Source organism: Massilia scottii, from assembly GCF_030846495.1.
Classification (GTDB): domain Bacteria; phylum Pseudomonadota; class Gammaproteobacteria; order Burkholderiales; family Burkholderiaceae_D; genus Telluria_A; species Telluria_A violaceinigra.
In genome coordinates this window covers 148,088-172,854 of sequence record NZ_JAVCWM010000012.1, presented here as the reverse complement: position 1 = coordinate 172,854, position 24,767 = coordinate 148,088, and the positions used below count along the sequence as shown (strand labels likewise).

General features: G+C 65.8%; 19 protein-coding genes and 1 tRNA gene. 19 read left to right on the top strand and 1 reads right to left on the bottom strand.

Features of this window, described 5'->3' with window-relative positions; all coding sequences use genetic code 11:
• The first annotated feature begins 12 nt into the window (after window positions 1-12).
• From RBA41_RS18375 to RBA41_RS18300, 16 genes are all read left to right on the top strand, one after another.
• Window positions 13-738: a response regulator gene (locus tag RBA41_RS18375; protein WP_306625664.1), complete on the top strand. Its 726-nt coding sequence runs from the start codon at window positions 13-15 to the stop codon at window positions 736-738.
• Window positions 739-818: 80 nt separating this feature from the next.
• The gene (locus RBA41_RS18370) at window positions 819-5,666 is read left to right on the top strand and encodes a two-component regulator propeller domain-containing protein (protein WP_306625663.1); all 4,848 of its coding nucleotides are present in this window, start codon (window positions 819-821) and stop codon (window positions 5,664-5,666) included.
• A 108-nt stretch (window positions 5,667-5,774) separates the two neighbouring features.
• Window positions 5,775-6,494, top strand: coding sequence for a response regulator (locus tag RBA41_RS18365; RefSeq protein ID WP_306625662.1), 720 nt, complete (start codon window positions 5,775-5,777; stop codon window positions 6,492-6,494).
• A gap of 88 nt (window positions 6,495-6,582) precedes the next feature.
• Window positions 6,583-8,211, top strand: coding sequence for an AMP-binding protein (locus RBA41_RS18360; RefSeq protein WP_306625661.1), 1,629 nt, complete (start codon window positions 6,583-6,585; stop codon window positions 8,209-8,211).
• 16 nt (window positions 8,212-8,227) lie between these two features.
• Window positions 8,228-10,612 carry a bifunctional salicylyl-CoA 5-hydroxylase/oxidoreductase gene (locus tag RBA41_RS18355; protein WP_306625660.1) on the top strand — a complete coding sequence of 795 codons (2,385 nt, stop codon included), beginning with the start codon at window positions 8,228-8,230 and terminating at the stop codon, window positions 10,610-10,612.
• Entirely contained in the window at window positions 10,612-11,103 is a 492-nt protein-coding gene (locus RBA41_RS18350; protein WP_306625659.1) for a MarR family winged helix-turn-helix transcriptional regulator, read from the top strand. Before RBA41_RS18355 ends, RBA41_RS18350 begins: the two co-directional genes overlap by 1 nt.
• Before the next feature lie 8 nt (window positions 11,104-11,111).
• Complete coding sequence (locus RBA41_RS18345; RefSeq protein WP_306625658.1) at window positions 11,112-11,966, top strand: enoyl-CoA hydratase family protein; 855 nt, start codon at window positions 11,112-11,114, stop codon at window positions 11,964-11,966.
• A gap of 1 nt (window position 11,967) precedes the next feature.
• The gene (locus RBA41_RS18340) at window positions 11,968-13,125 is read left to right on the top strand and encodes an acyl-CoA dehydrogenase family protein (protein WP_306625657.1); all 1,158 of its coding nucleotides are present in this window, start codon (window positions 11,968-11,970) and stop codon (window positions 13,123-13,125) included.
• Window position 13,126: 1 nt separating this feature from the next.
• Window positions 13,127-13,519 carry a RidA family protein gene (locus tag RBA41_RS18335; protein WP_306625656.1) on the top strand — a complete coding sequence of 131 codons (393 nt, stop codon included), beginning with the start codon at window positions 13,127-13,129 and terminating at the stop codon, window positions 13,517-13,519.
• Between the two features lie 253 nt (window positions 13,520-13,772).
• Window positions 13,773-14,288, top strand: a complete 516-nt coding sequence (locus RBA41_RS18330) for a hypothetical protein (RefSeq protein WP_306625655.1) — start codon at window positions 13,773-13,775, stop codon at window positions 14,286-14,288.
• Window positions 14,289-14,556: 268 nt separating this feature from the next.
• Entirely contained in the window at window positions 14,557-14,958 is a 402-nt protein-coding gene (locus RBA41_RS18325) for a nuclear transport factor 2 family protein (protein ID WP_306625654.1), read from the top strand.
• 123 nt (window positions 14,959-15,081) lie between these two features.
• A complete protein-coding gene (locus RBA41_RS18320) occupies window positions 15,082-16,488 on the top strand; it encodes a cytochrome ubiquinol oxidase subunit I (protein WP_306625652.1) in 1,407 nt (468 codons plus the stop codon).
• A complete protein-coding gene (gene cydB, locus RBA41_RS18315) occupies window positions 16,485-17,501 on the top strand; it encodes a cytochrome d ubiquinol oxidase subunit II (RefSeq protein ID WP_306625650.1) in 1,017 nt (338 codons plus the stop codon). The genes RBA41_RS18320 and cydB overlap by 4 nt, the downstream gene beginning before the upstream one ends.
• A 135-nt stretch (window positions 17,502-17,636) precedes the next feature.
• The gene (locus tag RBA41_RS18310) at window positions 17,637-18,794 is read left to right on the top strand and encodes a mechanosensitive ion channel family protein (protein WP_306625648.1); all 1,158 of its coding nucleotides are present in this window, start codon (window positions 17,637-17,639) and stop codon (window positions 18,792-18,794) included.
• A gap of 72 nt (window positions 18,795-18,866) precedes the next feature.
• Window positions 18,867-19,802 carry a CHAD domain-containing protein gene (locus tag RBA41_RS18305; RefSeq protein ID WP_306625646.1) on the top strand — a complete coding sequence of 312 codons (936 nt, stop codon included), beginning with the start codon at window positions 18,867-18,869 and terminating at the stop codon, window positions 19,800-19,802.
• 198 nt (window positions 19,803-20,000) lie between these two features.
• Entirely contained in the window at window positions 20,001-20,285 is a 285-nt protein-coding gene (locus tag RBA41_RS18300) for a hypothetical protein (protein ID WP_306625644.1), read from the top strand.
• Window positions 20,286-20,527: 242 nt separating this feature from the next.
• On the opposite strand, the gene RBA41_RS18295 is transcribed toward RBA41_RS18300, so the two are convergent.
• Window positions 20,528-20,602 (bottom strand) — tRNA-Arg (locus RBA41_RS18295).
• Between the two features lie 180 nt (window positions 20,603-20,782).
• Between RBA41_RS18295 and RBA41_RS18290 the strand changes: the two genes are divergently transcribed.
• Genes RBA41_RS18290 through epsL form a run of 3 tightly spaced genes read left to right on the top strand, consistent with a single transcriptional unit; the run spans window position 20,783 to window position 24,762 of the window.
• Window positions 20,783-22,690: an ATP-binding cassette domain-containing protein gene (locus tag RBA41_RS18290; RefSeq protein ID WP_306625642.1), complete on the top strand. Its 1,908-nt coding sequence runs from the start codon at window positions 20,783-20,785 to the stop codon at window positions 22,688-22,690.
• 49 nt (window positions 22,691-22,739) lie between these two features.
• Entirely contained in the window at window positions 22,740-23,459 is a 720-nt protein-coding gene (locus RBA41_RS18285; RefSeq protein ID WP_306625640.1) for a CAAX prenyl protease-related protein, read from the top strand.
• A 40-nt stretch (window positions 23,460-23,499) separates the two neighbouring features.
• Complete coding sequence (epsL, locus tag RBA41_RS18280; RefSeq protein WP_306625638.1) at window positions 23,500-24,762, top strand: XrtB/PEP-CTERM-associated polysaccharide biosynthesis outer membrane protein EpsL; 1,263 nt, start codon at window positions 23,500-23,502, stop codon at window positions 24,760-24,762.
• Window positions 24,763-24,767 lie beyond the last annotated feature (5 nt).

Genomic DNA, 24,767 nt, shown 5'->3' with positions numbered 1-24,767 from the left:
ATGGAGAACTTCATGAAAGCACTGATTGTTGACGACGACGTGGTCTCGCGCATCGCGCTGATGGATCTGCTGTCCGTGTACGGCATTTTCGACCTGGTCGAAGCGGAAGACGGCGCCGCGGCCTGGAGCCTGATGCAAGAGGGCCTGCATCCGGTGATCTGCTTTTGCGACGTGCGCATGCCGCGCATGTCGGGCATCGCCCTGCTCGAGCGCATGAAGGGCGATCCGCACCTGGCCGACGTGCCGTTCGTGCTGGTCTCGTCGGCGTCCGACCGCGACACGGTGCTGCAGGCGGTGACGCTGGGCGCGGTCGGCTACATCCTGAAACCGCTGCACGCGGCCGAAGCGCGCGCGCATCTGGAGAAAATCTTCCGCATCACGCTCGACAAGCTGGCCGAAGACCCGGCCACCACCATGAAGCGCCTGAACATCGGGCCGGACCGGCTGGGCGCTTACCTGGCCGCTTTCGGCGAGCAGCTGCTGACCGGACGCGCCGACATCGTGGCACTGCTCGACGCCGGCGAGGGCGCCGACGCGCGCCTGCGCATCGATTCGGTGCACACCGGCTGCATGACGCTCGGCCTGTGGCACGTCGCGTCCCAGCTCGATACGGCGCGCCGCGGCCTGCCCGACGCGCGCAATGTGGGCATCGTGCTGGCCGAGGTGAGCGAATCGGTGCGGCGCCAGCTGATCCGCCTGCGCGCCGGCGTGGCCGATGGCGAAGGAGCGCTTGCCTGAACCCGATCCGACTCATTACGCTGTTCCTCCTGCTGTGCTGCCTGCCTTATGCGGGCAGCCAGGCCGCGCCCGCGCGCACCTTGCGCTTCGAGCACCTGAGCGTGGAACAGGGCCTGGCCCAGGAATCGGTGCTGGCGGTGGCCCAGGATGCCGAGGGCTTCATGTGGTTCGGCAGCCAGGGCGGCCTGTCGCGCTTCGACGGCTACCGCGTCACCACTTACCGCAACGTGGTCAGCAACCCGCGCAGCCTGGTCAACAACTGGGTGCGCGTGCTGCATGTGGACCAGACGGGCCGCCTGTGGATCGGCACCGACGGCGGCCTTGACCGCTTCGATCCGGCCACCCAGACCTTCACCCATTACGCGCCGGACGAACCGGTCAAGCGCGGCAACGGCAACCGGCACGTGCGCGCCATCGCCGGCGACGGCCGCCAGGGCCTGTGGCTGGGCACCAGCGACGGCCTGCAGCACTTCGACATGGTCAGCGGCAAATTCAAGGTCTGGCACCATGTGCCGGGCGACCCGGGCAGCCTGGCCGACGACCAGGTCAACGCGCTGGCGGTCGATGCCGGCGGGCGCGTGTGGGTCGGCACCTCGTCCGGGGTGGACAGCCTGGCGGTCGGGGCGCGCGCCTTCGAGCACCATCCGGCGCCCGGGACCGACCACAAACACAATATGGTGCAGGCGCTGCTGGTCGACACCGACCAGACCCTGTGGATCGGCACCCTGGGCGGCCTGGAAACCTGGAAGATCGGCAGCGCCGCCTCGCAGCGGCGCCGCCTGGGGGTGTCGGACGGCCTGCGCTCGGGCTACATCACCACCCTGTACCAGGACCAGGACCGCAATGTCTGGGTCGGCAGCCATACCGACGGCCTGTATCGCTGGCAGCCGGCCACGCGCCGCTTCGCAAACTACCGCCATCTGCCGGGCGACAAGCACAGCGTGGCCGACAACCAGATTTCGGCCATGTACCGCGACCGCGTCGGCACCTTCTGGGTCGGCACCTGGTATGCGGGCGTGAGCCGGGTCGACCTGAACAGCGGCGGCTTCGCGCGCATTGCGCGCCACGCCGAGATACCCGATACCCTGTCCGACAACAAGGTGCGCGCGCTTGCCGCCGCTCCCGGGGGCGACCTGTGGATCGGCGCCAACAGCGGCTTGAACCGGCTAGATCCGGAAACCGGCCAGGCGCGCCTGTACCGGCACGACCCGGATAATCCCAACAGCCTGGCCGGCATTCCGGCCAGCGCGCTGGCGCACGACCGCGACGGCATGCTGTGGATCGGCAGCCATTCGGGCGTGGCGCGCTTCGACCCGGCCAGCGGCAACTTCACGCGCCAGTCCTTCGCCGAGGGCGACCCGGACGGCAACCATATCCGCGGCATGCTGTCCGACCGCGCCGGCGTGATGTGGATCGCCTCGCGCGGCGGCCTGCACCGGCTCGACCCGGCCACGCGCGCCGTCGTCACCTACCGCCACGATGCCGCCGACAGTTCCAGCCTGGCCGACAACGTGGTGCGCCCGCTGCTCGAAGACCGCCGCGGCCAGCTATGGATCGGTACCTTCGATGGCCTCGACATGCTCGATCGCGCCAGCGGCAAGTTCCGCCACTTCCGCAACGATCCGGCCAACCCGGCCAGCCTCAGTCACGACGAGGTGCACTATCTGCACGAAGACAGGAAGGGCACCCTGTGGGTCGGCACCGCGGCCGGCTTGAACAAGATGAGCATCGGCGCCGGCGGCGCGGTGAGCTTTCGCCGCTACACGGTGGCCGACGGCCTGGCCGACGACGCCATTGCCGCCATCCTGGAGGACGAGGAAGGCAAACTCTGGATCAGCACGAACACCGGCATTTCGCGCTTCGATCCCCTGACCGGCACCTTCCGCAACTACAGCGCCGGCGACGGCACCATCGAAGGCGCCTACTTCGACGGCTCGGCGATGCGCGCGCCGGACGGCACCATGTACTTCGGCGGCTTCAATGGCGTGACCGCTTTCAATCCGAAGGCGATCAGCGACAACCGGATCGCCCCGCGCGCGGTCATCACGGGCTTCCAGATCTTCAACCGGCCGGCCGCGCTGGCGCGTCCGGGCCTGTTCAAGGGGCCGATCGAATCGACCCGCGCGGTGACCCTGGCCGCGGCCGATTCGGTATTCTCGCTGGAATTCGCAGCCCTGCATTACGCGGCGCCCCAGCGCAACCTGTTTTCGTACCGGCTCGATGGCTTCGACCAGAACTGGGTCAGCACCGATGCCAGCCGCCGCTTCGCCACCTACACCAACCTCGATCCGGGCACCTACACCTTCCGCGTGCGCGCCGCCAACAAGGATGGCGTGTGGAGCGACGAGGGCGCCACGATGGCCATCACGATCCTGCCGCCGGTCTGGAAAACCTGGTGGTTCCGCACCCTGTCGGTGCTGCTGGTGCTGGGCAGCGCTTACTGGGCCTATCGCGCGCGCCTGTCCGGCCTGCGGCGCCAGAAGGAGATGCTGGAAACCCAGGTGGCCGCGCGCACCGAGGAAATCGAGCAGCAGAACCGCCTGCTGGAACGCCAGAAACGCGAGCTCGAAGCGCAGCGCCTGGACGCCGACAACCAGCGCGCCGAGGCCGAGCAGCGCCGCTTCGACGCCGAACGCCAGAAGGAAGAAGTCGAGCGCCAGAAAGAGAACGTCGAACTGGCGCACCGGAATATCTCGGTACTCTCCGAGATCGGGCGCGAGCTGACCGCCACGCTCGACATGGAAACCATCATGAGCACCGTGTACCGCCACGTGCACCACCTGATGGATGCGCGTATCTTCGGCATCGGCTTTTATCGCGAAGACATCGGCGTGATCGAGTTCCCGTTCGCCATGGACCAGGGCGTGCGCAGCCAGTTCTATTCGCGCCCGCTGGACGATCCGCACCAGTTCGCGGTGTGGTGCCTGAAGCACCGGCGCGAAGTGTTCATCAACGATCTGCAGGCCGAATATCACCGCTACCTGGACGCGGAGCAGAGCGCGGTGCCGATTCCGCCGCTGCGCCTGGACGGCAGCCCGCGTTCGCTGCCGGTGGCGATGATGTACGTGCCGCTGATCGTCAAGGAACGCATGATGGGCGTGCTGTGCGTGCAGAGCGTGGAGCTCAATGCCTATCACCGCGTGCATCTGGACATGCTCAAGACGCTGGCCGCGCACGCGGCGGTGGCGCTCGACAATGCGCGCGCCTACCGCGAGCTGGAAGAAACCCAGGCGCGCCTGGTGGAGCAGGAGCGCCAGGTGCGCCTGAACACCGACGAACTGGCGCTGGCCAACCGCGCGCTCCAGGAAAACGATGAGCGCCTGCGCCTGGCCAAGCAGAAGGCGGAAGACGCCACCCGCCAGAAGTCCGAATTCCTGGCCAATATGAGCCATGAAATGCGCACCCCGCTGGCGGGCGTGATCGGCATGCTCGGGTTCGCGCTGCGCGACGGCCAGCTGCAGGAAAACACGCGCGAACAGATCCTGCGCGGCCAGGCCAACGCCCAGTCGCTGCTGACCATCATCAACGACCTGCTCGATTTTTCCAAGATCGAGGCGGGCAAGCTGACCATCGAGAACATCGATTTCGCGCTCACCGCCGCCGTCGAAAACGTGGTCAGCCTGTTCGAGGAGCAGGCCGCGGCGCAAAGCGTGGGCTTCAATGTGGCGCTGGCCGAGGACTTGCCGCGCTTCGTGGTGGGCGACCCGACCCGCCTGCGCCAGGTGCTGGTCAACCTGGTCGGCAATGCCTTCAAGTTCACCAACAACGGCGCGGTGCGCCTGTCGGTCGAACGCGCGGCCCCCCTTGACGGCAGCGCGCCGGGTGTCAACACCATCCGCTTTTCGGTGAGCGACACCGGCATCGGCATCGCTCCGGATGCGGTCGAACGGCTGTTCCAGAAGTTCGAGCAGGCCGACAGCACCACCACGCGCCGCTACGGCGGCACCGGGCTGGGACTGGCGATCTGCCGCCAGCTGGTCGACCTGATGGGCGGGTCGATCAGCGTCGACAGCACCGAAGGCGTGGGCAGCACCTTCAGCGTGCTGCTGCCGCTGGCCGACGGCGTGGCCCCGCCGATGGTGCCGCACGTGCCGCGCGAACCGCACAGCCACCGCCTGAAGGTGCTGTGCGCGGAAGACTTCCCGACCAACCAGATCATCATCCGCATGATGCTCGAAGACCTGGGGCACAAGGTCGACATCGCCGACAATGGCTTGCTGGCGGTGGCGGCCTGCGCGCGCACGCGCTACGACCTGATCCTGATGGATGGACGCATGCCCGAGATGGACGGCGCCAGCGCCACGCGCCTGATCCGCGCCGGCGGCCCGCCGGAAGCGCCGGTGCGCGACCAGGAGCTGATGATCGTGGCGCTGACCGCCAACGCCAGCGAGGAAGACCGCAGCCGCTACCTGGCCTGCGGCATGGACGACTTCCTGACCAAGCCGATCGACGAAGCGGCCCTGCATCATCACCTGAGCCGGGCCATCGAGCGCCAGCTCCAGCGCGGCATCGCCCTGGCGCCGATGCCGCAGGCGCGCGTGGAACGCCCGCCCACCACGGCCGAACTGGACGCCATGTTCGGCGTCGATACCGGCCCGGCGCCGCTGGCCGGACCGGCCGCCCACAACGCCGGGCGCCGCGCCAGCGACCTGAAAGCGCGCATGCGGGCCGCCTTTGCCAGCGATCTGCCGGGGCGCCGCGCCGACCTGGAAGAAGCGATCGTCACGCACGATGCCGAGACGGCAGGGCGCCTGCTGCACGGCTTCAAGGGCAGCTCCTCGTACCTGGAGGCGACCGAACTGCATCAGCTGTCGGGCGAGATGGAAGAAGCGGCCGATGCGCGCCGCTGGGACCTGATCGCCGTGGCCATGCCGCGCCTGCGCGAACTGCTGTCCGCCTACGACAGCGCGGGGCCGCTCAAGCGCTGACCCGCTATGCATATGCTGTAATATTGGCGTATAAGCTAGAGGTATTAGCCGAAGGTATGAGTTGGACAGGCGTGTTTTGTGGCGTTACTGCGTACGGGAGGTGGCCAAATGAAGGTTCTGGTGGTGGATGACGACATCGTATCGCGCATGGTGCTGATGCACCTGATCGACTCCTGCGGCCAATTCGAGATCCTCGAAGCGGAAGACGGCGCCGACGCCTGGAACCAGCTCGAACAGGGCTTGCGCCCGGCGATCTGTTTTTGCGACCTGCGCATGCCGCGCCTGTCCGGCATGGACCTGCTGCAGCGCGTGCGCGCCGACGGCGCCCTGGGCGCGATGCCCTTCGTGCTGGTGTCCTCGGCCACCGACCGCGACACGGTCGACCAGGCCAGCGGACTTGGCGCGTCGGGCTATATCGTCAAGCCGTTCCAGGGCGAGCAGGTGCGCGAGCACATGGCCGGCCTGGCCGGCAGCGACCCGATCGCGGTGGCGCTGCGCGCCGAAAAGGTGCAAGCCACGCTGCTGCGCCTCGGGATCGGCGCAGAACGCCTGATGATCTACCTGGGCGGCCTGCAGTCGCAGGTGGCGGCGGCCGGCACCGACATCGCCGAGCTGCTCGAAAGCGGCGACCATGGCGCGGCCCATGTGCGCATCGACCGGCTGCATGCCGGCTGCGTCACGCTGGGCCTGAACGGCGCGGCCGACACGCTCAAGACGCTGCCCCCTGGTGCGCTCGATGGCGCCCAGGTCAAGCTGGCGCTGGCCGAGGTGGTGCGCTCGGCGATGCACCAGAGCGAAGCGCTCAAACGCCTGGGAAGCGCTTCCTGACGCAGTCGTGCGAAAGCGCTTGATGTTGTGATAGTTTAAGTCTAAAGTATCCGTCGGGTGAACCACTGACACTTTTTTCGGGGCGACCATGACACGCTTGACCGCATCGCTACTGAGCGCCTCGGCCTACCAGGACGGCTTTGCGCGCGAACACCTGCCGCCGCCGGCCCAGTGGCCCGAGTTTTTATTCGACCTGCCCGAGCTGCATTACCCGCAGCGCCTGAACTGCGCCGCCGAACTGCTCGACGCGGCGGTCGAGCGTGGGGCGGGGGAGCGCATCGCCATCGTCGGCGAGCACGAAAGCTGGACCTACGCGGAACTGCAGCGCCGGGTCGACCGCATCGCCCACGTGCTGCGTGCCGACCTGGGGCTGGTCACCGGCAACCGCGTGCTGCTGCGCGGCGCGAACAATCCGATGATGGCGGCCTGCCTGCTGGCCGTGCTCAAGGCAGGCCTGATCGCCGTGCCCACCATGCCGCTGCTGCGCGCGCGCGAACTGACCGCCATCGTCGACAAGGCCAGCGTGGACGCGGTGCTGTGCGCGGCCAGCCTGCGCGGCGAGATCGACGCCATCGCAGCGTTGCCGCGCCATGTGGTGACGTTCAACGATCCCGATAATCCGGCCTCGCTGGAGTCCATGATGGCGCGCCATCCGGTGCCGTTCCCGGCGCACGCCTGCGCCGCCGATGACGTGTGCCTGATCAGTTTTACCTCGGGCACCACCGGCATCCCCAAGGGGACCATGCATTTTCACCGCGACGTGCTGGCCATCTGCGACTGTTTTCCGCGCCATACGCTGGCCGCGGCCGATACCGACATCTTCATCGGTACGCCGCCGCTGGCGTTCACCTTCGGGCTGGGCGGGCTGCTGCTGTTTCCGATGCGGGTCGGCGGCGCCGGCGTGCTGCTCGAAAAACTCACGCCCGACACGCTGCTGGCCGCCATCGAAAAATACCGCGCCACGGTGTGCTTTACCGCGCCGACCTTTTATCGCCAGATGGCGCCGCTGGCGGCGAACTACGATGTATCGAGCCTGACGCGCACGGTGTCGGCCGGCGAAGCGCTGCCGCTGGCCACGCGCGAAGCCTGGCAGGCGGCCACCGGCCTGCGCATGATCGACGGCATCGGCGCGACCGAACTGCTGCACATCTTCATTTCGGCGGCGGGCGACGCGATCCGGCCAGGTGCGACCGGCAAGCCGGTGCCGGGCTACCAGGCCTGCATTCTCGATGCCAACGGCCAGCAGGTGGGGCCGGGCGTGATTGGCCGCCTGGCGGTGAAGGGGCCGACCGGGTGCCGCTACCTGGCCGACGAGCGCCAGAACGATTACGTGCTCGATGGCTGGAACCTCACCGGCGACGCCTACGAGATGGACGCCGACGGTTATTTCTACTATCGCTCGCGCACCGACGACATGATCATCTCGGCCGGCTACAACATCGCCGGCGCCGAAGTCGAAGAGGTGCTGCTGCGCCATGAAGCGGTGGCCGAATGCGGCGTGATCGGGCGCGCGTGCGAGGAGCGCGGCCAGGTGGTGGAAGCGCACGTGGTGCTTCAACCCGGCTTCGAGCCGTCCGACGCGCTGGCCGCCCAGTTGCAGGACTTCGTCAAGCTGCAGATCGCTCCCTACAAATATCCCCGCTCGCTCAGGTTCATCGACAAACTGCCGCGTACCGAAACCGGCAAGCTGCAGCGCTTCAAGCTGCGCGCTACCTAATCCGAAGACGAACCTCATGAATATTGTGTGCATCGGCGGCGGCCCCGCCGGACTGTATTTCAGCCTGCTGATGAAAAAGCAGGACCCGTCCCACCAGATCACCGTCGTCGAACGCAACCGGCCCTACGATACCTTCGGCTGGGGCGTGGTGTTTTCCGACCAGACGCTGGGCAACCTGGTGAACGCCGACGAGCAGAGCGCGCGCGCCATTTTGCAGTCATTCAATCACTGGGATGACATCGACATCTTTTTCAAGGGCGAGAAAGTCACTTCGGGCGGACATGGTTTTTGCGGCATCGGGCGCAAGCGCCTGCTCAATATCCTGCAGCAGCGCTGCGAGGAACTGGGTGTGCAGCTGGTGTTCGACAACGAGGTCGAGGACGACCAGGCGCTGGCGCGCAAGTACGGCGCCGACCTGGTGATCGCCTCGGACGGCTTGAACAGCCGTACCCGCAAGCGCTACGCCGGGACCTATCAGCCCGAGATCGAGGCGCGCCGCTGCCGCTTCGTCTGGCTTGGCACGCGCAAGAAGTTCGATGCGTTCACGTTCGCCTTCACGCAGACGGAGCACGGCTGGTTCCAGGCGCATATTTATCAGTACGATGGCGACACCTCGACCTTCATTGTCGAAACGCCGGAAGAGGTGTGGCGCCGCGCCGGACTTGACCAGATGACGCAGGAAGAGAGCATTGCGTACTGCGAGCGCCTGTTCGCCGACCAGCTGGACGGGCATGCGCTGATGTCGAACTCGCCGCATCTGCGCGGCTCCGCCATGTGGATCACTTTCCCGCGCGTGGTGTGCGCGCAGTGGGTGCACTGGAACATGGCGGGATCGACCCGTGTCCCAGTGGTGCTGATGGGCGACGCGGCCCACTCGGCGCATTATTCGATCGGTTCGGGAACCAAGCTGGCGCTGGAAGACGCCATCGAGCTGGCGCGCTGTTTCGGCACGCACGCAGATGCGGCGCAGGCACTGGCGGCGTACCAGGAAGTGCGCGCGGTCGAGGTGCTCAAGCTGCAAAGCGCGGCGCGCAATTCGATGGAATGGTTCGAGAACGTGGAACGCTACACCGCCATGGAGGCGCCGCAGTTCGCGTACTCGATGCTCACGCGCAGCCAGCGCCTGTCGCACGAAAACCTGCGCCTGCGCGATCCCGATTATGTGGCCGGTTTCGAAGCCTGGATCGCGCGGCGCGCCTGCGAGCAGGCGGGATTGGCGTCGCCGGCCGGCGCGCGCGTGCTGCCGATGCTTACGCCCTTCAAGCTGCGCGGCATCACGCTGAAAAACCGCATCGTCGTCTCGCCCATGGCGCAGTACTCGGCGGTCGACGGCGTGGCGGGCGACTATCATCTGGTGCACCTCGGGGCGCGCGCCCTGGGTGGCGCGGGACTGGTGTTTGCCGAGATGACGTGCGTGTCGGCCGATGCGCGCATCACCCCAAGCTGCCCGGGCATGTATGCGCCCGCACACACGGCGGCGTGGAAGCGCATCGTCGACTTCGTGCATGCCAGTTCGGATGCCAAGATCGCGCTGCAACTGGGCCATGCGGGCCCGAAAGGATCGACCCGGGCCATGTGGGACGGGATCGACCAGCCGCTCGAGAGCGGCAACTGGCCGCTGGTGGCCGCGTCGAGCGAACAGTATCTGGAGGGTGTATCGCAGACCGCGCGCGCCGCCACGGTGGATGACATGGACCGCATCGAAGCCGATTTCGTGCGCGCCACGCGCGCGGCCGCCGAAGCGGGCTTCGACTGGATCGAGCTGCACTGCGCGCACGGCTATCTGCTGTCGTCGTTCATTTCGCCGCTGACCAACCGGCGCGACGACGAATTCGGGGGCAGCCTGGAAAGCCGCTGCCGCTATCCGCTGCGGGTGTTTCGCGCGATGCGCGCCGCATGGCCGGTGGACCGGCCGATCAGCGTACGCATTTCCGCGCACGACTGGGTCGACGGCGGCATCACGCCCGACGATGCGGTGCGGATCGCGCGCCTGTTCAAGGACGCCGGCGCCGACATGATCGACTGCTCGTCGGGGCAGGTCAGCAAGCGCGAAAAGCCGGTGTACGGGCGCATGTTCCAGACCCCGTTCGCCGACCGCGTGCGCAACGAGGCGAAGATTCCGACAATTGCGGTCGGCTCGATTTTCGAGGCCGATCACGCCAACAGCATCATCGCGGCCGGCCGCGCCGATCTGTGCGCGGTGGGCCGGCCGCACCTTGCCAATCCGGCGTGGACCCTGACCGAAGCGGCGCGCATCGGCTTTTCGGCGATCGACTGGCCGAAGCAGTACCGGCCGGCCAAGCTGCAGCTCGAGCGCAACCTGGAACGCGAACGCCAGCTGGCCGCCGCGGGCGCGGGCATGAGCCCGCAGCAGGTCGCGGCCAGATTGCTGGAGGGCTGATGGACGAGCTCACGCCGCAGGACGATGGCACGGCGCTGGACCTGGCCAGCCGCCTGACGCAGGATCATCATCAATCGCTCAAGCTGTGGCTGCGCATGCTCTCGTGCACGGTGCGCATCGAGAACGAGATTCGCAGCCGCCTGCGCACGACGTTCGACATCACCTTGCCGCGCTTCGACCTGATGGCGCAGCTGGAGCGCCATCCGGACGGGCTGCGCATGGGCGAGCTGTCCAAGCGCATGATGGTCACCGGCGGGAATATCACCGGCATCACCGACCAGCTGGAGCAGGAGGCGCTGGTGGTGCGCGTGCCCGACCCGAAGGACCGGCGCGCCTACAGCGTCAAGCTGACGCGCGAGGGCCACATGGCATTCGCCAAAATGGCGGTGGTGCACGAAGAGTGGATCGCCGACCTGCTCAAGGATATCTCGCCCGACGACAAAGGGCAGCTCATCGCGCTGCTCTCGCAAATGAAACAGCATCTCCAATAAGGAATCCCATGCGTTACCTACCAGGCCAGGCGCAGCAACTGCCCGGCAACCGCAGCGCGCTGGCGTTGTACCAGGCCAGCCACTTTCGTTTCGAAGTCGAGGGCGCCGTCGCGACCCTGACCCTCAACCGGCCGGAGCGCAAAAACCCGCTCACGTTCGACTCCTACGCCGAGCTGCGCGACCTGTTTCGCGCGCTGGCGTATGCGGACGATGTGAAGGCGGTGGTCATCACCGGCGCGGGCGAGAATTTTTGCTCGGGCGGCGATGTGCACGACATCATCGGTCCCCTGACCCGGCTCGACATGCCCGGCCTGCTGGCGTTTACGCGCATGACGGGCGATCTGGTCAAGGCGATGCGGGCCTGCCCGCAGCCGGTGATCAGCGCGGTCGATGGCATTTGCGCGGGCGCCGGCGCGATCCTGGCGCTGTCGTCGGACATGCGCCTGGGGACCGCGCGCAGCAAGACGGCGTTTCTGTTCACCCGCGTTGGCCTGGCCGGTTGCGACATGGGCGCGTGCGCGCTGCTGCCGCGCGTGATCGGGCAGGGACGCGCCGCCGAACTGCTGTACACGGGCCGTTCGATGTCGGGCAGCGAAGCGGAGCGCTGGGGCTTTTTCAACAGTATCAGCGAGCCGGAAACGCTGCTGGCCGACGCCCAGGCGCTGGCTGGTTCGCTCGCTTCGGGGCCCACTTTTGCGCATGGCATGACCAAGAAAATGCTGCAGCAGGAATGGAACATGGGTGTGGATGAAGCCATCGAGGCGGAAGCGCAGGCGCAGGCGATCTGCATGGCGACCAATGACTTCCATCGCGCCTATCACGCGTTCGTGGCCAAGCAGCGGCCTGTGTTCGAGGGAGACTGACATGGCTGACAAAACGTATCTGGAGTGGCCGTTTTTTAACGCCGGACACGCCGCGCTGGAACAGGCACTGGACACGTGGGCGAGCGCCCATCTGGCGCCCACGCACGGGCGCGATGTCGATGGCGCCTGCCGCGCGCTGGTGCGCCAGCTGGGCGAGGGCGGCTGGCTTGATCATGCTGTCGGCGCCATCGATACGCGCGCCATTTGCCTGATCCGCGAAACGCTGGCGCGCCACGATGGCCTGGCCGATTTCGCGTTCGCCATGCAGGGTCTGGGATCGGGCGCGATTTCGCTGTTCGGCGGCGCCGCCAACAAGGAGCGCTACCTGCCGCGCGTGGCGCGCGGCGAGGCGATTGCGGCGTTTGCGCTGTCCGAGCCGCAGGCCGGGTCGGACGTGGCGGCGATGCAGTGCGCGGCCGTGCGCGACGGCGACGACTACGTGCTCGATGGCGAGAAGACCTGGATTTCCAACGGCGGCATCGCCGACTTTTACGTGGTGTTCGCGCGCACCGGCGAGGCGCCCGGCGCGCGCGGCATCAGCGCGTTTATCGTCGATGCGGACACGCCCGGATTCTCGGTGGCCGAACGGATCGAGGTGATCGCGCCGCATCCGCTGGCGCGCCTGCGTTTCGACGGCTGCCGCGTCCCAGGCTCGCGGCGCCTGGGCGAGGCGGGGCAGGGCTTCAAGGTGGCGATGGCGACCCTGGACGTGTTCCGCACCTCGGTCGCGGCGGCGGCGCTGGGCTTTGCGCGGCGCGCCTTCGACGAGGCAATCGCGCATGCCAGCACGCGCAAGATGTTCGGCCAGACCCTGGCCGATTTCCAGCTCACGCAGGCCAGGCTGGCCGAGATGGCGACCGGGATCGACGCGGCGGCGCTGCTCACGTACCGGGCGGCGTGGCAGCGCGACCAGGGCCGCAAGGTGACCAAAGAGGCGGCGATGGCCAAGATGACGGCGACCGAAACGGCGCAGAAAGTCATCGACGCGGCGCTGCAGATGTTCGGCGGGATGGGCGTGGTCAGCGAGCATCCGGTGGAGCGGCTGTACCGCGAAATCCGCGCGCTGCGCATTTATGAAGGCGCCACCGAGGTGCAGCAATTGATCATCGCGCGCGAACTGCTGCGCGAAGCCGCGCCAGCGGTGGACGGAAAGGCATAGCATGGAATTTCTACAACCGCCGGGCTGGGTGCGGGCACGCGGCTATTCGAACGGGGTGGCCGCCAGCGGGCGCACGGTGTGCGTGAGCGGCATGATCGGCTGGGACGGACAGGGCGTGTTCCATACGGATGACTTCGCCGGGCAGGTGCGCCAGGCGTTGCAGAATGTGGTCGATGTGCTGGCCGAGGGCGGTGCGGGGCCCGAGCATATCGTGCGCATGACCTGGTACGTGCTCGACAAGCATGAGTATCTGCGTGCGCACAAGGAAGTCGGCGCGGCGTATCGCGATGTGATCGGCCGGCACTTTCCGGCGATGACGGCAGTGCAGGTGGCTGGTCTGGTCGAGGACAGGGCGCGCGTGGAAATCGAGGTGACGGCCATCGTGCCGGCTTAGCTTGCCTGGCGCGGCGGGCGGGCGGGCGCCGGAACGGATACCAAACGCGCGCCCGTTGCGGGTGATGGCGGGGCGCCGCCGTATGATGCCTTGCCGCCGGCACAGCGCTGAACTTTTCATTTTTTTGGCTTTGTTCCCCTCGTCCGTACGTTGTCTGACTCACCTCAAGATGCTTGTGGAACACCGGCTGACGGCAATCGCACCAGCTTACACTTGATGGCGCGGCGCGTGCCGTGCCAACCGGGGAAAGTCGATGAGCATGAATGCCGTGCCGAGCGGGCCGCCGGAACCTGACGACAATGGTGCGCCCGTTGCCGGCGGCGGCGGACCGCCGTATGATGGCGACATGGACCGCCGCCTTACCGTGCTCGAAACGCGCTTTGACACTATCCTGCCGACCTTGGCTACCAAGGCCGATTTGGCCGAGTTTCGCCTCGCTATGACCGGGGAAATGAGCGGGATGCGCCTCGATATGACCGGACAAATGAGTGGGTTGCGTCTGGACCTGAACGAAAAAATGGACAGGTTGCGTTCGGATTTCGACGCTGCGTTGATGAGCATCGTGAAATGGTGCGCTGGTATTGCCTTGACTCTGTTTGCCTGCATTGCTGGTCAAGGCCTGTATCTGGGAGCCCAGATCAATAACCTTGCTGCTCGCTTGCCTCCAGCCTCTCCTGTGGCCCCGGGACCCGACCGGCCGGCGGCATCACCCGTGCGGACGTTACCTCAGGCGCCGCCCCAGCCGGGGTCCGCAGCGGAACCCGGTTAAACAGCGCCGATTGCGTTGCCACGCGCGGCGCCGGTGTGAGCCGGGGCATGCTCCGGCTGCTTTATTGGCATTTCCACCAAGCTGACATTTGCGCGGCGCCGGCGATTGGCGCTGCGGCACGGACACCGTCACCGGTATTGCCGCATCCACCCTCTCTACAGCGCTGACACCGAATTTTCATCAACCATGCCAATGGCGCCGAACTTTTGCGTCGTCACGCACTCTGACCAGTATCCGGGTAGATCACTCATCATTCTGCGGGGAAGCAATGGACCAGCAACAGGCCAGGCAGCAGGCGGAACGTTTCATCGACCAGTTGCGCCGTCTTGAAGACGGCGATCCATCCGCAGCCGATGCGCTGGCCAGGCTGTTTGCCGACGATGCGCATCTGCGCAATCCCATCGCCGACCATGCGGGCCGCGCGCAGATCGCCGCCTTCTGGCGTAGCTACCGCGCCAGCGTCGGCACGGTGCGGTCCATGTTCTCGCACATCACCACCGCCGACGCCTGCGCAGGCCTGTTCTGGCGCTCGGCCGGCATCGGTCCGCACGGCCAGCCGGTCGAGTACGAAGGCGTCACCCTGCTGGAGTTCGACGATGCCGGGCAAATTGCCGGTTTCCACGGCTATTTCGACAGCCGGCAAGTGCGGATCGAAGCACCGGCGCACTAACAGCAGGAAAGTTGCGGCAGGGACGGGGCGGGCACGGGATCGACGGATCGGCATGGCGTCATAGCGATATACAGCGATATATAGCGACATATAGCGACATATAGCGACTGAGCGGGAGCGGCAATGGACACGGTGGCAGGGATCGACGCGATACTGTTCTCACGAATCCAGTTCGGGTTCACGATCGCGTTTCATATTGTATTCCCAGCCTTTACAATCGGGCTGTCGGCCTTTATCGCCACGCTCGAAGTGCTGTGGCTGCGTACCAGGCAAGCGCATTACCACACGCTGGCGCGCTTCTGGACCAAGATTTTCGCGGTGTCGTTCGCCATGGGCGTGGTGTCGGGCATCGTCATGGAATACCAGCTGGGCACCAACTGGAGCCGCTTCGCCCAGATCATCGGCAACACCCTGGGGCCCTTGTTCAGCTACGAGGTGCTCACCGCCTTCTTTCTCGAAGCGAGCTTTCTCGGGATTATGCTGTTCGGCTGGAATCGCTTTCCGCCGTGGCTGCACACGCTCGCCTGCATCGTGGTCGCGTTCGGCACAGCGCTGTCCGGGTTCTGGATCCTGTCGGCCAACAGCTGGATGCACACGCCGGCCGGGTTTGCGATGGAGCAGGGCATCACCTATCCCGTCAGCTGGTTCGACATCATCTTCAACCCCAGCTTTCCGTACCGCTTCACGCACATGATGATCGCCGCCTACCTGACGACCGCGCTGGTGGTCTGCGCCACCGGCGCCCGCTATGCGCTGGCCGGGCGCTTCATGCCGGAGGCGCGCACCATGCTGCACATGGGCCTGGGCATGCTGGCGGTGCTGGCGCCGCTGCAGGCCGTCGTCGGCGACCTGCATGGCCTGAACACCTTGCAATACCAGCCGGCCAAGGTCGCGGCGATCGAGGCGCACTGGGACGGTTCGCGGCCGGCTCCGCTGGTCCTGTTCGCCTGGCCCGACAGTGCCGCCGGCCGCAACCGGGCCGAAGTCGCAATACCGAACCTGGGCAGCCTGATCGTCACGCACGACTGGAACGGGCGCTTCCGCGGATTGCTCGACTTTCCCGCCGATCAGCGCCCGCCCGTGCTGCCCGTGTTTTTCATGTTCCGGCTGATGGTCGCTCTGGGCTTGCTGATGATTGCCATCGGCTGGGTTGGCGCCTGGCTATGGTGGCGCAAGCGGCTGGTGGACGCGCGCTGGTTCCTGCGCCCGCTGGCGCGTGCCTGGCCGCTCGGCTTCATTGCCATCCTGGCCGGCTGGATGGTCACCGAAATCGGGCGCCAGCCCTGGATCGTGTACGGCGTGCTGCGTACCGCGCAGGCGGCGTCGCCCGTCACTGCCGCCCAGGTTGCCACGTCGCTGGCGCTGTTCGTGCTCGTGTACGTGGTCGTGTTTTCGGTTGGCGTGTGGTACATCAGCCGGATGATCGGCAGCGGGCCGCAGCCTGCGCTGCCGGGGCCGGAAACCTTGCCCAACCGCCCGCTGGCGGGCGGCCAGCCGGCCCCGCCAGCGCAGCCGCAGGTGACGCCATGAGCGACCCGGCGTACCTGCTGCCCGTGATCCTGGCCCTGGTGCTGGGCGTGGCCTTGTCGATGTACGTCGTGCTCGACGGCTTCGACCTGGGCATCGGCATCCTGTTCCCTTTCTTCCGGGATGAATCGGCGCGCGATCAGATGATGAATTCGGTTGCGCCTTTCTGGGACGGCAACGAGACCTGGCTGGTGCTCGGTGGCGTCACGCTGTGGGCGGCGTTTCCCAAGGCTTTCGCCATCATCCTGCCGGCCATGTACCTGCCGGTGCTGGTGCTGCTGCTGGCATTGATTTTTCGCGGGGTGGCATTCGAGTTCCGCTGGGTGGCCAGGCATCATCAGCGCATCTGGGATGGCGCTTTCGCCGCCGGCTCGACGCTGGCCGCGTTTGCGCAAGGCGTGATCCTGGGCGGGCTGCTGCAAGAGATCCGGGTGCGCGACGGCCAGTTCGCGGGCGGCCCTTTCGACTGGCTGACTCCGTTCGCGATCATGTGCGGGCTGGGGCTGGTCAGCGGCTATGCGCTGCTGGGCGCGACCTGGCTGCTGATGAAGACCGAGGGCGAGGTCGAAGGCAAGGTGCGCAGGATGGCGCCCGCCTTGCTGGCCGGGCTGCTGGGGTTCATCGTGCTGGTCAGCGTCTGGACGCCGCTGCAGATTCCCCGCATCGCGCAGCGCTGGTTCAGCGTGCCGAACATCGTGTTCCTTGGCCTGGTGCCGGTGGCTACCGCGCTTTGCGCGTGGCTGTGCTGGCGCGGCATCCGCCACGGCCGCAGCGTGCTGGCGTTTGCGGCGGCGGTCGGCGTGTTCCTGCTGGCGATGGCGGGGCTGGTGCTGTCGAACATGCCTTACGTGGTGCCGCCCGTGCTTACGGTATGGCAGGCTGCGTCCCATCCGGCGTCGCAGCTTTTCTATCTGGTGGGCGCGGCCATCCTGCTGCCGATGATACTGGCGTACACGGCGCTGGTGTTCTGGCTTTTCAGGGGCAAGATCAGGGCGGGGGAGGGCTATCACGCTTGAGCGGCGCGGGGCGCGCAAGGCGCTCGTGCGGGGGGGCTCAGCCGAAATGTGCGACAACTTTCAGGCTGAGCTTGTAGGCTGCGGCTTTCGGGCGGCCCGCCGCCAGCCGTACACCGCACTTGAAGGAGACCACATTTGGATATCCATGCCATCACTTCCCCGCTGATCGGGATTGCCCCCGTCAACTGGCTGTTCGCATCCGCCGTGGCGATCGGCAGCTATGTCATCATGCACGGCGCCGTCGTGCTGTTTCGCCGCCACCTCGCCAGACTGAGCGAGCAGGGACGTGCCGACCGGCCGGCCGCCGAATTGCTCAAGGCCACCCTGGCGCGCACCAGCAAGCTGGCGCTGATGGTCACCGCGCTGCTGCTCGGGCTGACCGTGCTCGATCTCGGCGCGCCGTGGGACGACCGGGTGCGCCATCTGTGGTTCATCGCCCTGGGCGCCCAGCTGGCGCTGTATCTGGACCGCGCCCTGAGCGTCGGCGCGCAGCGCTACTTCCGCAGCCGCGCCAGCGCGCCGGACGCGCCCGCCACCGTGGCCAACACGCTCATGGTCTGGGTGCTGAAAACCGTGCTGTGGGTGGTGTTTTTGCTGGCCGTGCTGTCGAACGTGGGCATCGATGTCTCGACCCTGGTGGCCAGCCTCGGCATTGGCGGCATTGCCGTCGCGCTGGCGGTGCAGAATGTGCTCCGCGACCTGTTCGCCTCGCTGTCGATCGCCGTCGACAAACCGTTCGAAGTGGGCGACTCGATCAGCGTCGCCGGTTTTTCGGGCAATGTCGAACACGTGGGCCTGAAGACGACCCGCATCCGCTCCGACAGCGGCGAGCAGATCGTCATCGCCAACGCCGAGCTGCTGAAAAACACGCTGCGCAACTTCAAGCGCATGTCGACCCGGCGCGTGCAGTTTTCGCTGCGCGCCAATCCGGCCACCACCACGGCCCAGGCAGCCCAGGTGCCGGCGGCCCTGCGCGCCATCATCGAAGCCCAGGAGGGCGTGCGCTACGACCGCGTGCACCTGAAAAGCGTGACCCAGGAGGCGCTCGAATTCGATGTCGTGTTCCATGTGCTCGACCCGGCCTACGGCCGCTATATGGATATCCAGCAGACCATCCTGCTGGCGGCCATGGAAGCGTTCGAGCAACTGGGCGTGTCCACGGTGGGCGCGTCGCGCCATGTGCTGATCGAGCGCGTGCCGCGCGCCGGCAACGCCACACCGGCGGCTCCGCCCAAGCCGGCCGCGGCGCTGCACAACATTGTGTCGACGCGCAGGCAGCCGGCCGGCATGTGAGTGTTGCAGCGGTAACGAAACGGCCTGTGTCGCCGTTTCCGCGCACAATGTCTTCGAGGAGGAATGTGCCATATGGATACCGCAGTCAGATTTCCCACCACGCCCAAGGCCATCCGGGCCCGTGCGCTCAAGCTGTCGCCGCGCATGAGCGTCGAGAAAGCCTTCCAGGACATCGTGCGCAATTGCCTCGACCAGATCGAGGCCAACGAATGCGGCGTGATCAAATACCACGATGTCGAGAGCCTGCACCAGATGCGGGTCGGCCTGCGCCGCCTGCGCTCGGCCCTCGCCATGTTCGATGAGGTGCTGAGCTTGCCGGTGGCGCTGCGCCAGGAGCTAGACTGGCTGGTCTCCGAGCTGGGACCGGCGCGCGACTGGGATGTGCTGGCCGGGTCGACCTTGCCGCGCATCACCAATACGCTCGATGCGGACGCGCCTTTGGTGCGGGTGCAGCATGCCGCCGCCGACCACGCCATGGCACTGCACGCGGTGGCCGGGGCCGTCGTGGCGTCGGAGCGCTACCAGAACCTGATCGGCAACCTCGAGCGCTGGTTTGACGAGCGCGGCTGGCGTGCGATGCAGCTGCCTGCCGACAAGGTGAAGCTCAAGATGCACATTGGCGACTTCGCCAGGGGCATTCTCGAAAAGGACCAGCAGCGCCTTCTCAAGCGCGGCCGCAAACTGAAAGGCGCAGATCCCGAGACGCGCCACCGGGTGCGCATCGCCGCCAAGAAAACGCGCTACGCTGCCGAATTTTTCGCGTCCCTGTATCCGCGCAAAACCGTGCGGCCGTACGTCAAGGCACTGGCCAGCTTGCAGGATGAACTCGGCGTGATGAACGATGCCAGCGTGGCCGACGGCCTGCTCAGGCAGTTAAGCGAAGGCGACGAGGCGTTGAAGGACGGCACTGGCTTCCTGCGCGGCTACCTGGCTTCGCACAGCCGCCAGGGCGACGGCAAATTGCGCAAGCTGTGGAAGCGTTTTGTACCATTGCGCGCGCCCGGATGAGAGACCGTTGCGCACACGAATGAAGGCATCGTACAGGTACGCTGAAAAGGGAGGTGGCTGGGCCAAAACCGCCTCTTCGGATACAATTTGGTTATTGCAATATTCCAATTGAAGGTGATCAATGGCAAATCTTCCATGGTCACCGATCCACCGCCCAGTCGATCGCCTCTCCCGGCGCATTGACACTCTCCGAAAGTGATGATGCGTCCCTTCCTGATCTCCCTTGCCGCTGTCTTGCTGGCCGGCTGCGCCTCGTCCGGTCCGGTTCAAACCGGCAAGGACACCTATATGATTGCTAAAACCAGCGGCGGCGGCATGTTTGTCTCGGGCGCCACGGTTAAGGCCGACCTGATCCAGGAGGGCGTGGCCTTTTGCGCCAAGAACGGCAAAACGCTCGAACTGATCAGCGGCGAGGGCAAGAATGCCATTCCGTTCGCGCGTACCTCGTCGGCCGAGATTTCCTTCAAATGTGTGGGCGGATAAACGCGCAGCCGTTTCCTGCGACAGATCCGAGGGCGGCTACGGTAACCGCGCCTGCTTGCTTGACCCGCAAGCAGGGCTGGCGCACCGGGCCGTCGTGAAGACGGTGCCAGGCTGGTTTGTCAGTGCAGGGGAAAGGCGCGATCGTCTTGATGCTGCAAGCGGCTTGCAGATGCCGTTGTCATCCGGCGCGCAGGCATGCTGGGCGCCCATTGTCCGGGCGATGGTCATCGCCCCGAACAGACTGGTCCCTCCGACAAGAATCGAACTTGTATCCCACGCTTAGGAGGCATGTGCACTATCCATTGTGCTACGGAGAGGACGCTATGATTCGGCGATCGGCGCCAGCCTGAGGCGGCCCGGTGTCGTGAATCGACGCAATTATAGCCGAGGATTGCGCCCTGAATGGCGGCAAATTGGGTGTCCTCTGTCCCAAGTCGGTACAATGCGTGCTTCATTCATTCATCTGGCCGGTTTTCCTGCCTGCGCACTTACCCTCTATGGCTGTCATTTCACTCTCGTCGGCGCAACTTGCGTTCGGCCACGTCGCGTTGCTCGATCACGCGGAATTTTCCCTTGAAACCACGGAGCGCGTCGGTCTGATCGGGCGCAACGGCACCGGCAAGTCCTCGCTGCTGAAAACCATCTCGGGCAAATTCAAGCTCGATGATGGCTTGCTGGTCATGCAACAAGGTATCAAAATCGCCTATGTCGATCAGGAACCGACCTTCGACCCGGGCATGTCGGTGTTCGACGCGGTCGCCGCCGGCATGGGGGGGCAGGCCGCCATGCTGGCCGAATACGAAGAGCTGACCGGCCAGTTCGGCCAGGGCGACGACGATGCGCTGATGGAGCGCATGCACGACCTGCAAGTCCAGCTCGACGCCACCGATGGCTGGAGCATGCAAAACAAGGTCGACACCACCCTCGACCGTCTCAGCCTGTCCGGCGATGCGCTCATGGGCACGCTGTCGGGCGGGATGCAAAAGCGCGTCGCGCTGGCCGTGGCGCTGGTGTCCGCGCCGGACGTGCTGCTGCTCGACGAGCCGACCAACCACCTCGACTTCCGCTCGATCCTGTGGCTGGAAAGCCTGTTGCGCGACTTCAAGGGCTCGGTCCTGTTCATCACCCACGATCGCAGCTTCCTCGACAACGTTGCCACCCGCATCATCGAACTCGACCGCGGCAAGCTGCTGTCGTATCCGGGCAATTTCAGCGCCTACCAGACGCGCAAGGCCGAACAGCTGGAAATCGAAGAAGTCGAAGCGGCCAAGTTCGATAAATTCCTGGCCCAGGAAGAAGTCTGGATCCGCAAGGGCGTCAAGGCGCGCCGCGTGCGCGACGAAGGCCGCGTGCGCCGCCTGGAAGCGCTGCGCCTGTTGCGCGCCGCGCGCCGCGACCAGCAGGGCCAGGTCAAGCTCGAAGTGTCGTCGGGCGAGCGCTCGGGCAAGATCGTGGCGGACCTGGAAAACGTCAACAAGGCGTACGGCGACAAAGTTATCGTCAGCAACTTCAGCGGCACCATCTTGCGCGGCGATAAGGTCGGCCTGATCGGCGCCAACGGCGCCGGCAAGACCACCCTGCTGAAAATGATCCTTGGCGAAGAGCAAGCCGACAGCGGCACCGTGCGTCTGGGCACCAAATTGCAGGTCGCATACTTCGACCAGATGCGCGCCCAGCTCAATGAAGAAGCCAATCTGATGGAAACCATCGCCCCGGGCAGCGACTGGGTCGAGATCAATGGCGCGCGCAAGCACGTCATGACTTACCTGAACGACTTCCTGTTCGCGCCGGAACGGGCCCGTTCGCCGGTCAAGTCGCTCTCCGGCGGCGAGCGCAACCGCCTGCTGCTGGCGCGCCTGTTCGCCAAGCCGGCCAACTGCCTGGTGCTCGATGAGCCGACCAACGATCTGGACATCGATACCCTCGAACTGCTCGAAGAGTTGTTGGAAGACTACACCGGCACCGTGTTCCTGGTCAGCCACGACCGCACCTTCCTCGATAACGTCGTGACCCAGGTGATCGTGGCCGAAGGCGAGGGCAACTGGCGCGAATTTGTCGGTGGCTATACCGACTGGGAACGCGTGAAAGGCCAGATCCAGGCCCAGAGCGTGGCATCGACGCCGAAGGCGACTGTTAAAACTACTACAACAACCTCTGGTGTTCCTGTTGCCAAAAAGGTAAAATTGAGTAACAAGGAACAGCGCGAGCTCGAAGAGCTGCCATTATTGATAGCCAGCCTGGAGGACGAGCAATCGGCCATCACGCAGCAACTCAATGCACCGGACTTTTACAGGACCAACCCGGCCGATGCCAAGCGCCTCAATACGCGCTTTGCCGAAATCGATCAGCTTCTGAGCGATGCGCTGGAAAAGTGGGAACTGATCGAAGCCCGTTCAAAGGGATGATCACCATAGATTAAACAGGAGCAGGCAAATGCCTGGCAGATGAAGAACCATGTCCGAACGCAATGAACAACCCGACCTGACGGCGCCTGCCGCTGCCAACGTTCCGATGTTCAGTCGCTCGGCCTGGGCCCGCATCCTGCCGTTCCTGGTCTATATCTTCTTCATCATCGCGGTCGATGTCCTGACCCGCCTGGGCTTCGACGCCCAGGCGCTGCGCTGGATGTACGCCCTCAAGGTCGGCGCCGTCCTCGCCACCCTGGCCTGGTTCTGGCGCGATTACACCGAACTGCATGCCTGGCGCCTCGGCGCGGCAGCCACCGCCGTGGCGGTCGTGACCGGCGTGGTGGTGCTGGTGCTGTGGGTCAGCCTGGACGCCGACTGGATGGTGATCGGCGCGCCCGAGGGCTTCAATCCCACCACCGGCGGCCGGATCGACTGGCTGATGGTGGCCGTGCGCATCGCCGGCGCCGCCCTGGTCGTGCCGGTCATGGAAGAACTGTTCTGGCGCTCGTTCCTGATGCGCTGGATCGACTCCGACAATTTCGAGTCGCTTGATCCAGCACAAATAAGCCTCAAAAGTTTTGTGATCGGCGTCGTCCTGTTTGGATTTGAGCATAACCTGTGGCTGGCCGGGATCGTCGCCGGCGCCGCCTATTCCCTGTTGTACATGAAACATCGCAGCCTGTGGTCATCCATCCTCGCGCACGCCGTCACCAACGGCCTCCTGGGGCTGTGGATTGTGCGAACAGGAAATTGGACATACTGGTAATATCTCGCCAATTCGAAATGACTTGAACAAAGACTAACAAATGCCTTCCTCCTTGCCACCTTATCCGACCCGCCCACGCCGGGCGCCGGGCGCCCCCGCGTCGGGCGCCGCCGCGCCGGGCGCCGCCGCGCTGGCCCTTGCCCTGGGCGTCGCTGCCGCCGTTCCGGCCTGGGCCGGGCCGTCCGATGCGTTCCACGTTTACGGCGGCCTCGGCTATTTCTACGATGACAACCTGTTTCGCCTGGAAGACCAGTCTCCCGGTTACGACAACCAGCGCAGCGATTCGGCGCGCCAGAGCGTGGCCGGCGTCATTGTCGACAAAACCTACAGCCGCCAGCGCATCCAGCTGCAGGGCAAGCTGTCGAAAGTGGCGTACTCGCACTTCCGCCAGCTCGATTACGATGGCAAGGATTTCCAGGGTACCTGGAAGTGGCAGCTCGGCAACCACCTGGAAGGCAGCCTCGGCGCCACCTACGCCCAGAGCCTGGCGCCGTACACCGATTTCCAGAGCCGCGAGCGCAATCTGCGCGTGCAGCGCCGCCAGTTCGTCGACGGCGCCTGGCGCATGCACCCGAGCTGGCGCGTGCGCGGCGCCGCCTCGCGCGACAAATATACCTATGAGCTGCTGGTGCAGCGCTACAACGACCGCACCCAGGACGCGGTCGAAGCCGGCTTCGACTACCTGCCGCGCAGCGGCAGCAGCGCCGGCCTGGTGGCGCGCCGCCTGACCGGCAAGTACCTGAACAAGCGCGTGATCGCCGGCCTGGTGCGCGACGACGATTACGAGCAGGATGAATTGAAGGCGCGCGTGGTCTGGCGCGCCACGCCCATTCTCACGGTGCAGGGTCTGGCCGGCTACGCCAAGCGCAAGAATGCGCAGGCGGGACCGCACGACGTCGGCGGCTTCAACGGACGCGTCACGGCGGACTACAGTCCGCGCCAGAAGCTGCGCCTCAATGGCGCGCTGTGGCGCGAGTTCGCCGCCATCGATAACTTTTACTATACCTTCAGCCTGAACCGCGGCGCCAGCGTCGGCGCCAGCTGGGACGCGCTGGCCAAGGTGCGCTTCGACAGCTCGCTGAGCGTGGAGCAGCGCTCCTACGAAGGCCGCCTGCTGCCCAATTCGCCGGGCGACCTGAGCGACACATTGCGCACGGCCACCTTCGGCGCCACCTGGGTTCCCGCGCAGACGGTGCAATTTTCCACCTCTTTCATCCACCAGGAGCGCAGCGGCGCGCAATTCCTCGGGAATGGAAGCTTCAAGGCGAACACGGTTTCAGTGAACGCCAATGCGCAGTTTTAAAGGTG